At 69.8% G+C, this 11862-nt stretch carries 10 protein-coding genes; 4 read left to right on the top strand and 6 right to left on the bottom strand.

The window, feature by feature from the left end; translation table 11 throughout:
- The first annotated feature begins 68 nt into the window (after window positions 1-68).
- The 3 genes from IEX88_RS17785 to IEX88_RS17775 are packed head-to-tail and all read left to right on the top strand — an operon-like array spanning window position 69 to window position 3770.
- Entirely contained in the window at window positions 69-920 is an 852-nt protein-coding gene (locus tag IEX88_RS17785) for an FAD binding domain-containing protein (protein WP_188853247.1), read from the top strand.
- Window positions 921-934: 14 nt separating this feature from the next.
- The gene (locus IEX88_RS17780) at window positions 935-1393 is read left to right on the top strand and encodes a (2Fe-2S)-binding protein (protein ID WP_188853244.1); all 459 of its coding nucleotides are present in this window, start codon (window positions 935-937) and stop codon (window positions 1391-1393) included.
- Window positions 1394-1403: 10 nt separating this feature from the next.
- On the top strand, window positions 1404-3770 hold the full coding sequence (locus tag IEX88_RS17775; RefSeq protein ID WP_188853242.1) for a xanthine dehydrogenase family protein molybdopterin-binding subunit: 2367 nt from the start codon (window positions 1404-1406) through the stop codon (window positions 3768-3770).
- 65 nt (window positions 3771-3835) lie between these two features.
- On the opposite strand, the gene IEX88_RS17770 is transcribed toward IEX88_RS17775, so the two are convergent.
- Both IEX88_RS17770 and IEX88_RS17765 read right to left on the bottom strand, forming a co-directional pair.
- A complete protein-coding gene (locus IEX88_RS17770) occupies window positions 3836-5152 on the bottom strand; it encodes an aspartate aminotransferase family protein (protein WP_188853240.1) in 1317 nt (438 codons plus the stop codon).
- Between the two features lie 4 nt (window positions 5153-5156).
- Window positions 5157-6194 (bottom strand): phosphotransferase, encoded by a 1038-nt coding sequence (locus IEX88_RS17765; RefSeq protein ID WP_188853238.1) that lies wholly within the window; start codon window positions 6192-6194, stop codon window positions 5157-5159.
- A gap of 213 nt (window positions 6195-6407) precedes the next feature.
- Between IEX88_RS17765 and IEX88_RS17760 the strand changes: the two genes are divergently transcribed.
- Window positions 6408-7073, top strand: coding sequence for a GntR family transcriptional regulator (locus IEX88_RS17760; RefSeq protein WP_188853236.1), 666 nt, complete (start codon window positions 6408-6410; stop codon window positions 7071-7073).
- A 184-nt stretch (window positions 7074-7257) separates the two neighbouring features.
- On the opposite strand, the gene IEX88_RS17755 is transcribed toward IEX88_RS17760, so the two are convergent.
- The 4 genes from IEX88_RS17755 to IEX88_RS17740 form a co-directional block, all read right to left on the bottom strand.
- Window positions 7258-8355 (bottom strand): four-carbon acid sugar kinase family protein, encoded by a 1098-nt coding sequence (locus IEX88_RS17755; RefSeq protein ID WP_188853234.1) that lies wholly within the window; start codon window positions 8353-8355, stop codon window positions 7258-7260.
- Window positions 8352-9368, bottom strand: coding sequence for a 4-hydroxythreonine-4-phosphate dehydrogenase PdxA (pdxA, locus tag IEX88_RS17750; protein WP_188853232.1), 1017 nt, complete (start codon window positions 9366-9368; stop codon window positions 8352-8354). The genes IEX88_RS17755 and pdxA overlap by 4 nt, the downstream gene beginning before the upstream one ends.
- A 354-nt stretch (window positions 9369-9722) precedes the next feature.
- Window positions 9723-11105: a sensor histidine kinase gene (locus IEX88_RS17745; RefSeq protein ID WP_188853230.1), complete on the bottom strand. Its 1383-nt coding sequence runs from the start codon at window positions 11103-11105 to the stop codon at window positions 9723-9725.
- The gene (locus IEX88_RS17740) at window positions 11102-11779 is read right to left on the bottom strand and encodes a response regulator transcription factor (protein ID WP_188853228.1); all 678 of its coding nucleotides are present in this window, start codon (window positions 11777-11779) and stop codon (window positions 11102-11104) included. The genes IEX88_RS17745 and IEX88_RS17740 overlap by 4 nt, the downstream gene beginning before the upstream one ends.
- Window positions 11780-11862 lie beyond the last annotated feature (83 nt).

The following is an 11862-nucleotide window of genomic DNA, read 5'->3' as shown; positions in this document are numbered from 1 at the left end:
GCCTGAACCACCCGCAAGGCGCGGCGGACATCCCGGAGGCCGCGCCAGACAGACCGGAGGTTGCCGCCATGACGCCCGAGATCTACCGCGCCCCGACGCTCGCCGCCGCCGTCGACGCGCTGGCCGAGCGTGGACCTGACGGCGCGCCGCTGGCGGGCGGCACCTGGATCATGCGCGCGCCCTTGCGCAGCGCGGCGTTCAAGCCCGCCTATGTCGCCCTGTCGGAGATATCGGCGCTGAAGACGATCGCGGTCGGCGACACGAGCGTCGCGATCGGCGCCGGCGCCACCCACGCGGCGCTGGCGCAGGCTCTTGCCGGCGTGCCCGGCCTCGAAGCGCTGGCGACGGCTGCCGGCTCAACCGCCAACCCGGCGGTGCGCGGCATGGCGACGGTCGGCGGCAATCTTTCGGCGCATGACTTTGCCGCGGCCGACCTCGTCCCCGCGCTGCTGGCGCTGGACGCCGTGGTGGAGATCGCCGGCCGCGGCGGCGAGGAGCGGATGGGGATCGAGGCCTTCCTCAGCCGTCGCGCCGATCTCGGCCCGGGGCGGCTGCTGACCAAGATCCTCCTGAAGCGCTCCGGGGTGCGCTCGGCGCATGCCCGCCTGCCGCTGCGCAAGGCCGGCGACTATCCCGTCGCCATTGTGAGCCTCGCCATCACGCTCGATGCGGCGGGGCGGATCACGATCGCCCGCGTCGCCGTCGGCTCGGTCGAAACGGTCGCCCGCCGCTGGACCTCGCTCGAGACCGCGCTGGTCGGCCAGGCGCTCGACCCGGGCACCCTGGCGCGGCTCGCCGAGACGCACGGTGCTGACTTCACCGGCCGCGACGGCGTCGAGGCGCCCGGCTGGTACCGCGTCAGCGTCCTGCCGGCGCTGGTGCGGCGCGCCGCCGCGTCGCTTTCCACCGCCGCCGCCTGACCGGAGGAGTTCGCATGCCGATCAAGATGACGATCAACGGCGAGAAGCGCATTTCCACCGCCGCGGCGATGGTGCCGCTCGTCGACGTGCTGCGCGACGAGTTCCACCTCACCGGCGCCAAGCCCGTCTGCCGCGAGGGTTTCTGCGGCGCCTGCCTGGTGCTTGTCGACGGCGCGCCGACCCTCTCCTGCCTGACGCCCGCCGGGCTCGCCGAGGGAACGACCATCGTCACCGTCGAGGGCCTGTCCGCCGGCGGCGTTCCCTCGCCGCTGCAGGCCGCCTTTGCGGCGCACGACGCGGTCCAGTGCGGCATGTGCTTTCCCGGCATGGTCGTTGCGCTGACGGATTTTCTCGCACGGACCGAGCAGCCGAGCCGCGCGGCGGTGCGCGCGGCACTCGCCGGCAACATCTGTCGCTGCACGGGCTATGAGCGCATCGTCGATGCCGCCCTGTCCGTCGCCGCCGGTCGATAAGGAGCACGCGATGGACGCCTCGCCCGACGCCACCGTCATGGATTTCCGCCGGCGCGATGCCCGGGACAAGCTGATGGGCCTCACGCGCTACACCATCGACCGCAAGAGCGCCGGCATGCTGCACGCCGTCGTGCTGCGCGCCGCGGTTCCCTCCGGCCGCATCCTCAGCCTCGATACCGCGAAGGCCGGGGCGATGCCGGGCGTCCGGGCGATCGTCACGGCTGCGGATGCGCCGGGACAGGCGGGCATCGGCATCGCCGACCACCCGCTGTTTGCACGAGTCCTGGTGCGCTACGACGGCGAACCGCTCGCCGCCATTGCCGCCGAGACGCTGGCCGAGGCCGAGGCTGCGATGGCGGCGATCACGGTCAAGATCGCGCCGCTCCCCGCCGTCGTCGACATGGAAGCGGCGCTGGCCCCGGGCGCGCCGCTCGTCCACCCGGACTGGGCGGACTACGACGTGCTTTTCGAGGGCGGCGCGCATGGCGGCAATATCGCCTGGGAGGCGAGCTCGGTGCGCGGTGACGTCGATGCAGCCTTCGCGCGCGACGACGTCACCGTGGTCGAGAGCGCGTTTCGCGTCGGGCGGCAGAACCATGTCTCCTTTGAGCCGCGGGCGGTGCTCGCGAGCTTCGAGGACGGGCGCTTCCACATCGAGACGTCGACCCAGGTGCCCTGGACGGTCCGCAACACCACGGCGCGGCTCCTCGGCGTTCCGGCCTCGGACGTGCGGGTGACCGTTCCCGCCGTCGGCGGTGCCTTCGGCCTGAAGTTCGACTGGGCGATGGAGCCCTTCGCTGCTCTCCTTGCCCGCAAGGCGCGGCGGCCGGTGCGCCTCGTCAACACGCGGCAGGAGGAGATGCTGACCTGCCTGTTTCGCGAGAACGCCGACATCCTCATCCGCTCGGCGGTGACGGCGGACGGCGAGATCGCCGGGCGGGAGGCGGTGGTGCTGATGGACTGCGGCGCTTATGGCGGCGAGCAGATTTTTCTCACCACCATGACCGCCCATACGCTCGGCGGAAATTATCGGCTCGGCGCGGCCCGGCTCGTTTCGCGCGCCGTCTACACGCATTCGCCGCCGAACGGCGCCTTCCGCGCCTGCAACGGCGTCTACAACACGTTTGCGCTGGAGCGGCACACGGACGAGATCTCGGCCGCGATCGGCATGGACCCGCTGGAATTCCGCCGCCGCAACGTTTTGGGCGACGGCGACCTCGGCGCCACCGGTCAGGTCTTCGAGGCCGAGGTGCTGCGCCCGATGCTGGAGCGGATGCAGGTTCTGCGTGGCGACACTCCGGTCGCGGTGCCGGACGACGGGCGTCTCCACGGCCATGCGACGACCGTCGGCACCTGGTTCGTCTTCACCGGCCCGTCCGCCGCTACCGTCAACATGAATGCCGACGGCAGCGCGACGCTGGTCACCTCCGGCGTCGAGATCGGCTCGGGCTCGATGATGCAGGCGTTGCCGCAGATCGTCGCCGGCGCGCTGGGCCTTCGGCCCGACCAGGTGATCGTGCGCACCGCCGATACCGATGCCGCCGGCTTCGACGTCGGCGTCGGCGGCGGCCGCACGACGGTCTCGCTCGGCGCCGCCAGCCTTTCGGCGGCGGGAGAGGTGCGGGAGAAGCTTCTGAAAGTGGCGGGCGAGATGCTGGAGGCCGACCCGGAGGATCTCGTGATGGCGGACGGCCGCATCGAGATCGCCGGGGAGAACGGGTTCGGCTACCCGATCGCCGAGGTCGCGGCGCGGGCGCAGGCCAAGTATGGACCCGTCGCCGGCACCGGCGCCTTCACCGGGCGCGGCACGCCGGCCATGGCCGGTTGCGCCGCCGGGCATTTCATCGAGGCGCTCGATATTCCGGTCTTCGCCGTGCACGACGTCGACGTCGCCGTCGATCCCGAGACCGGCCATGTCGAGGTGCTGGCCTACCGGGTCGTCCAGGATGTCGGCCGGGCGCTGAATCCGAGCGCCATCCATGGCCAGATCCAGGGCGGCGTGGTGCAGGGCCTCGGCTACGCCCTGCACGAGGAGGCCTCGATCGATGCCGGCGGCCGGATCTGCCAGTCGGGCTTCGAGACCTACCGCCTGCCGCTCGCCGAGGACGTGGTGAGGGTCGCGATCGATCTCTACGAGGGCGCGCCCTCGATGGGGCCGCTCGGCACCAAGGGGGCAGGGGAGGTGCCAATCCTCAATGTCGGGGCGACGATCGCCTGCGCCGTGGCGAACGCCACCGGCCAGCGCGTCGAGGAACTGCCGCTGACGCCGCCGCGCGTCCTGGCGATGCTCCTCGGCCGCAAGCCGGCGCTCGCTTTCCCCCACATCGCACCGCGCTGGGCGGACAATCTGCTGCGCCCGCACGGGCGGCCGGACTGAGGCGGGAGGGCGGAGGGGCTGCCGAAGCGGGGAGGGCATGGGACTCGCGCCGCGGTGCCCGTCGCTCACAGTGACTGAAGCGTGTCCCGCATCGCCTCGATCAGCGTGTCGACATTTCCGCGCGAAAACACCATGGGCGGGCGGATCTTCAGGACGTTGGCGTGCGGGCCGGAGGCGCTGATCAGCACCCGCCGTTCGCGCAGGCCGTTGACGAGGCGCGTCGTGATCGCGGCGTCCGGCGTCTTCGCCTGGGTGTCGCTCACCATTTCGACGCCGATGAACAGGCCGGCGCCGCGGACGTCGCCGATGCAGGAAAACTCTCCGGCGAGCGTGGAAATCCCGGCGCGGAGATAGGCGCCGACATCCTGGGCATTGTCCTGCAGCCGCTCCTCAGCCAGGACCTTCAGCACGGCGAGCCCCGCCGCCGCGGCGATCGGGTTGCCGCCAAAGGTGTTGAAGTAGCGGCTGCGGCGGCCGAACTCGGCCGTCACCTCCGGCTTCACCACGAGGCCGGCCATGGGATAGCCGTTGCCCATCGGCTTGCCGAGCGTGACCATATCCGGCTCGACGCCGTGACGCTCGAAACCCCACATCGTGTCGCCGGTGCGGCCGAAGCCCGGCTGTACCTCGTCGGCCACGAACAGCCCGCCGGTCCGGCGGATCGCCTCGACCGCCGGTTGGAGAAAGCCTTTGGGCTCGGGAACGACGCCGTCGCTGGAAAAGATCGTGTCGACGATCAGCAGCGCCGGCTTGATGCCGTGCCGCCGGAGATCGTCGATCGCCGTCTGGACGTCGCGACCGAAACGATCGCGCGCCTCTTCCGGTGTCTCGCGGTAGGGATCGGGCGGTGCGACCGTGCGCACATGCGGCCCGAGATTGACCGATTCGCCGAGCGAGGGGGAGAACTCGGCCACTGTCGCGGTCACGCCGTGATAGGCGAGGCTGCTGACGATGATGCCGGTGCCGCCGGTGACCGAGCGCGCCACCCGGACCGCGAGGTCGTTCGCCTCGCTGCCGGTGCAGGTCAGCATCGCCTGGCTGAGATAGGCCGGAAAGGTCGCCGTCAGCTGCTCGGCATAGTCGATGACGTTCTCGTGGAGATAGCGGGTGTGGGTGTTGAGGATGGCGGTCTGCCGGGTGATCGCCTCGACGACGGCGGGATGGCCGTGACCCAGCGAGGCGACGTTGTTGTAGGCGTCGAGAAAAGCGTTGCCGTCCGGATCGAACAGAAACACGCCTTCGCCCCGGACGAAATGGATCGGCCGCTCGTAGAACAGCCGGTAGGCCGGGCCCATCACCTTCTCGCGCCGCGCGATGAGCGCCTGCTCGGCGGGGCTGAGGCGGGCAAAATCGTCCGCGCCGAAAGCATTGACCATGGTCATGAGGCTAGACCTTGCAACTGTCGTGGATGAGCTGGCGGAGATCGGCGTCGGACGCCTCGGCAAGGCGCGCGAGCCCGAGCCAGGCGGAGCGGTGATTGCGCAGGATGTAGGGGGCCTCGTCCGGTCGCAGCGCGGCGCGCCATTCGGTGATGATCACGGTCATCGCCAGCCGCGCGGTGACGAGCGTCGGCAGGACCTCGATCTCGGCCGGCGTCAGCCGGACGACGGCACCGAAGCCGCGCAAGAGGGCGGACAGCTTTTCCGCCCAGTCCTCGCTCCAGACATGATAGGCCGCCGCGATCGCGAGGTCGTTCACCCGCGGGCCGAACACCATGTCGCCGAAGTCGATGATGCCGACGACGGCGTCGGGGACATCCGGATCGATGAGGATGTTGTAGGGATTGAAATCGTTGTGGATCACCTGCGCCGGGAGATCGGCAAGGATGGGCAGGACGCGGCTCGAAAAGGCGTCGAGCACCGCCTGGACCCGCGGCCGCCGCTCGGCGGCGACGAAGTCGAGCCGGTCGGCGAGCTCGTGGAAGTGCGAAAGGTCCCAGAGCAGCTTGCCCGCCGGCGGCCGCGCCGTGGCGCCGGCAAGCCCTGCCGACAGGCTTCCGAGCGCCTGGCCGAGATCGTGGCAGAGCTTGGGGCCGGCCGGCGTGGCGCCCAGCAAGTCGCCGTCGAGATAGGTCAGGAGCCGCACCACGCGGCTGCCGCCCGGCACTTCCAGGGCATGGCTGGCCTCGCCGCCGAGGGTCGGCACCAGGCGCGGCACGGGAACCGCCAGCTGCGTCTTCGCCAGGTGCAGGAAAACAGCGCTCTGGAAGGCCAAAGCGCGCACGTCCTCCACCGGATTGGCGATCTTCAGGGTGAAGCTTCCCGCCGCCGTCGACAGACGAAAGGTCTCGTCGCGCTCGCTCGTCAGCCGCTTGGCGGTGCCGGCCTTGCCGAAGACCGCCAAAGCGAGCGCCTCGACCTCGGGGATCGGGCACGGCTCCCACTGCGCGTTGAGGATATCCGGGGCGGTGGCGGTTGGGGGCATCGAGAATCCCGGAACGTCGGAGATCGGAGCGACGCCCAGCGACGCCGCTGCACCAACCTAGCTTTCTGATGCATCATGCGTCAAGATCGGCCAGATGCGAAGATCAGGCCACGTTTGGGGGGGATGCCGGCGTCGTCTCACGCCATCCGGCGCCGGACGGCGAGGATGGGGCGCCCGGCTGCCAAAGACGCGCCAAAAAGGAGCCGGAGGGCGATGAACGACTTTCAGCCGATGGATCGCAGCAGCCTCTACGAAGGCGTCTATGCCCAGATCGCCCGGGCCTTAAGCGAGGGGACGCTGAAGCCGGACGACAAGCTGCGCATCCGCACGTTGTCCGAGCAGCTCGGCGTCAGCGTCACGCCGGTACGCGACGCCATCCTGCGCCTGGTCGAGGCGCATGCGCTGGAATGGCGGGGCCCGAAGGACATCCGCGTTCCCCGCATGACGGCCCGGCAGCTGGACGAGGTCCGGCTGATCCGGCTGCGGCTGGAGGGGCTGGCAGCGCGACGGGCGGCCGAGGCCGGCGACCGGCCGGGCCTTCTCGTCCTGGAGCGGATCATGGCGGAGAACGAGGCGGCGCGGTCGGCCGGCGACGTCGCGGCGGCCGTGCGCCTCAACCGTCAGTTCCACTTCCAGATTTCCGAGGCCGCGGGCATGCCGGTGCTGCAGGGCATGATCCAGAGCCTGTGGCTGAGAATGGGCCCGCTGATCGCCTCGGTCTATGAACTCGGCGGCGAGACGATGATCCGGCATCACTACGACATCGTCAGGGCGATCGAGGCGGGCGATGGCGACGCCGCCGATGCCGCGATCCAGGCCGACATCAACGCCGCTGCGCATTTCTTCGGCGCGTCGGGCGTTCTGGCGGAGACCCCTTAGCCCGCCTCGGCGGTCGGCGAACCGGCGGCCGCGGCAAGGCAGACCGCCTCGGCGATGAGGCGGCACGACGTGGTCTCGGGGCGCCTGGCGCCGACGGTGAGCCCGATGCCCGTGCCCAATGCGCCCGCGGGCCGTCATTGCCGGGGCGACGCCTGCGTTCGAAACCGGGGTTCCGCGTCGCTCTCTACGCGGCGCCCGCTTCCGGCGCCGGCTGAAACAGCGCGTGCAGAAGACCGGCCTCGCCGAACCCGCCGGACTTCGAGACGATCATCGTGTCATGCCACCGGCCGCCGACGACCCGGGAGACGGGAATTCCCGGCCGGTACAGGCCGAGGCAGACGAGACTGCCGGCGTCGGCCGCTTGGAGGAGGGCGCGCAGGGTCCAGCCGCCGGTGACGAGCGCCGTCCGCGGCGCAGGACCCTCGCGCGTCAACGCTGCCAGTGACTGCGCGATCAAGCGGCGTGCCGCACCTTCGTCGAACACCCCACCGGGCGCGATATGCACACGGGGAAAGCCGGCGTGTCGCAAGGGCCCGCCCGTCATCGGCTCGACGGCGATCGCGAGGCGCGCGAGGCTTTCCACCTGCGCGAGGGTCACGGGGTGGGCGGTGCCGCAGATCGCCAGATCGAGGCGCGGCACGTCGATCGGCGCGGCGGCACCCGCGGCGAGAGCCTGGGCGAGCCCGGCGCTGCCGACATAGAGCGTCCGCCCGCCCAGCGCGCCGATGGACCGGGCGGCGCGGTGCAGCTCGGCATCGTCCTCGGCATCGACGACGTAGACGGCGCCAGGCCGATCGGCGTCGCCGAGCCGGATCGCCGACAGTCCGTGCGCGCCGAACGCTTCCGGCAGGGACGGCCCGACCGCCCACGCGCCCTCAGTGCCGAGGACGAACTGGCGACCGTTGCGGGTGACCCGGCCGAGCGCCGGAAACGCCGGCGCGACGAGCACCCGGTCGAACCGGCCGGCGCGAAGGGCCGCGACGGTTTCGGCGACCGGGTGGCCGCGCATGACGCTGTCGATCTTCTTGAAGACGAGCGCGCCGTCCCGTCCGGCAAAAGCCTCGATCGCGCGGGCGACGCGCTGCCCGGCTTCGTCTTCGCCGAGGTCGCGGCTGTCGGTGTCGAGGGCGATGCGCGTCCCACGGGGCGGCGCGTCGCCGAGCGGAACCTCGAACGGCTGCGACGGCGAGGCGAGGCTGCCGGCCGTATCGAGCGCGCCGGTCAGATCGTCGGCGACGATGCAGAACCCGTCTGTCGCCGCAAAGACCGAGCCGGCCGTCACCGGCGCGTCAGGGCCAGAGTGAGGGCATAGTCGATCGCCTCGATCAGGCTGCTCTCGTGCGCGATGCCCTGGCCGGCGATGTCGAAGGCGGTGCCGTGATCGACCGAGGTGCGGATGATCGGCAGGCCGAGCGTGATGTTGACGCCGCTCAGCGCCAGCCACGCGCCGGTCGCCGGATCGACCTGGAAGCCGAGCAGCTTGACCGGAATGTGCCCCTGGTCGTGGTACATGGCGATGACGCAGTCGTAATTGCCGGCCTTCATCTTGACGAAGACGGTATCGCCCGGGATCGGCCCGTAGACCTTTTCGCCGCGCGAAACATAGTCGGCGACGACGGGGGCGGTGAGGTCGATGTCGTGCCGGCCGAAAATGCCGCCCTCGCCGGCATGCGGGTTGAGCGCGGCGAAGGCGACCCGCGGATCGGCAAGGCCGAGATCGCGCAGCGCCGCCAGCGTGAGGTCGAGGACCCGGCGCATGCGCTCGGGCGTGGCGCGCTTCGGCACGTCTTCGAGCGCGATGTGGGTGGTGACGTGGCTGACGCGGAAATCGCCGTGCGCCAGCATCATCACGCTGTCGCGCGCGCCGGTCAGCTTGGCCAGGAGCTCGGTGTGGCCGGCGAAATGATGCCCGGCAATGTGCAGCGATTCCTTGGCGAGCGGCGCGGTGACGATCGCCGCGGCCTTGCCGGCCATGGCCAGCCGCACGGCCTCGGCGATGGCGTCATAGGCCTGCCGGCCGCCTTCGGCGGAGACCTCGCCGATGGTCACGGCACCGGGGTCGCCGCCGATCGCCCAGATGCCGACGGCGGGCTGCGGGTCGTCCTCCGGCGTCAGCTCGGGCACGGCGAGCCCCAGCATGCCGCCGATGCGCTGCAGAATGGCGGGGCAGGCGACCAGCCGCAGGCGGAATTCGCCGGCGTCGAGGCGCGGCTGCAGGGCGCGGACGGCCTTCAGGGCAATCTCCGGCCCGATGCCGGCGGGGTCGCCGATGGTGATGGCAAGGGTCGGCGTCATCGGCGTGTCCTCGAGAGCTGGATGGTGGCGCGGCCCGCGCGAGCGGCGAGCCGCCGACGGGGATCACCGATCCCGCCGTGACGATCAGAAAGGCAGCGGCAGACCGGCCTCGACGGAAGCGGAGGTGCCATCAGTCAGGGCGCGCCGTCGACCTTTCCGACAATAGGCCCCTAGCCTGATTGCGTCAGAAAATCCTCGTTGTCTATGAAATCGTCGACAATCGCGCGCTCAACTCGAATGACGCCTTGGACGATCGGGCATTCGGCTGTCGGCAAGAGCTGGGAAAAACTCATAGCGCCGGAAGGTTGTCTGGGCGTTCGCGGCCTTGCGACCGACGGCTCGATCTGTTCGTCCTCAATCAGGACCTTGGTCCAACCTGAAGGTCATGCGAAAGGCTGCGCCGCTCCCTGCGGGTTGCAGGTTGAAGGTGCCATTCATGCGCCGCATGGCCGTTTCACAGATCGACAGTCCGAGCCCGCTTCCGGAACGCGCATCGTCATTGCCCCGGACGAAGCGTGCAAAGCTCGAACGGGGAAAGCCGGGCAGTCCTGGACCCGTATCGGTGAACAGCAGCGTTCCGTCGTCGGCAAGGGAGACCTTAACACTGCTGCCGGCAGGGGTGTGCTTGCGGACATTGTCCAGGAGATTGCGCAGGATCAGGGCGATCAGCGTCGCGTCGCCGATGATTTGGACAGGCAAGTCCAGGCCCTCTGCCTCCAGCGACCATCCGGCGGACACGAGCCGCGGGGCCGCCTCATTCAGGATTTGGGCCACGGTCTCGCCGAGGGAAAGCGATTGCAGGGAGAAGACCGTACTGCCGTCCAGCCGGGCGATGTGCAGCAGCTGCTCGATGAGGCGGGCCATGGCATCGATGTCCTGCATGGCCGCATCCCGGTCGGGATCGGAGGCAAGGCTTTCCAGCCGCAGCTTGAGGTCGGCCAGCGGCGTCCTCAGTTCGTGGGCGGCATGGATGGAGAAGTCGCGTTGGGCGACGGCACCGGTCCGGATGCTGTCCAGGGCATGGTTGACGGCGGCAATCAACGGCTGAACCTCCGCAGGGGCCGACGAGCCGGAAAGTCGCTGCTGCCCCAGATTGTCGAAGGTGATCCTTTCGGCCTGCGCGGCCACGCGCCGCAGTCCTCGCAGACTGAAGCGAACGATGCTCACGGCCGTGATCACCATGACGAACAGCATGGCCAGCGCCGCCCAGCCCAGCTCTTCGAGAGACTGGGCAAAGAAAGTGTTGGTCAAAGCGGTGACATCTGAACGCGATCGGGCCAGCCGCAGCCATGCCCCGAACTCCGGCACGAAAAGTTCGGCAATGAGGACGGGTCCGGTACCCTCGAGCGTCGGTCCGATCAAAATAACGGGTTCCGGGCCTGCTGGTCCAGGGCGTCCGGCGGGCGCATTGGCGTCGGAGCGATCCAGCACCGCCCCTGTCGCATCCGTGACGGTGTAGCCGTAGACCGGTCGTGCGCCTGACAGGAGTCCGGTATAAGGGGGGTCAACCTCTAGTGTTGGCTCGGCCGGGCGGTCGAACACGACCGTGCCGCCAGGATCGCGCCGAAGCAATCCCGCCCATTCCTCGACCTGAGTGGAGAGCCCGCGCTCTTCTATCCCGAATTGGCCGCGCGTGAACTCCATGGACAGGATCGTCCCGGCACCGACGAGGGTCAACGCGGACATCAGGGTCACGACGACCGCGAGCCTCACATCGAGGCGATAGGCCCGTCTCATGATCGGGTCTCGCACAGGATGTAGCCGAGGCCCCGCAGCGCCTTGAGCTCGACCGTTGCCCCCGCATCCGAGAGCTTCTTGCGAAGCCGGTGGATCAGGGTCTCGACCGCGTTGTCCGACCAGTCCTCGTGCAGCGCATAGAGATGCTCGCCCAGCATCCGCTTCGGCGTCACGCGGTCGCCGGCACGGATCAGCTTGTCGAGGGCGGCGTATTCCTGAGCCGTCAGCCTGACGTCTCGATCGGCCACCGTCAGGCTCGTGCTGTGAGGATCGTAGAGAAGATTTCCGAGACGCAACTCGGCCGCCGTGATTTCCGCGGAACGTCGTCGCAGCGCCCTCAACCGTGCCAGAAGCTCTTCGGTGGCAAACGGCTTGACGAGATAGTCGTCGGCCCCCGCGTCCAATCCCGCGACCCGGTCCCCGATCTCGTCCCGCGCGGTGAGCATCAAGGTCGGCGTCCGAAGACCGGCGGCACGGGCGGACCTGACGAGTGCCCGCCCATCGCCATCGTCGAGCATGACGTCCACGATGCAGAGGTCGTAGGGCGCCAGTCTCCAAGCCGCCTCGCCGTCCGCGACGGTCGCGAACACATCGACCGCATGACCCGCCTCGCTCAGCCGTCGCCCCAGGGCCTCGGAAAGCAGGCGGTCATTCTCGACGAGCAGAATTCGCATCGCGCCTCTCCATACACTGACGTCGGCTGGTCAACAGGAAGCTCTCGCTCCGCCGACGGGGCTGTGCGTATCCCGACGAGGTC

The sequence above is a fragment of the Aureimonas glaciei genome (assembly GCF_014643375.1).
GTDB classification, from domain to species: domain Bacteria; phylum Pseudomonadota; class Alphaproteobacteria; order Rhizobiales; family Rhizobiaceae; genus Plantimonas; species Plantimonas glaciei.
Note: the sequence above shows the minus strand (reverse complement) of the source record. Positions and strands in the feature narration are given on the sequence as shown.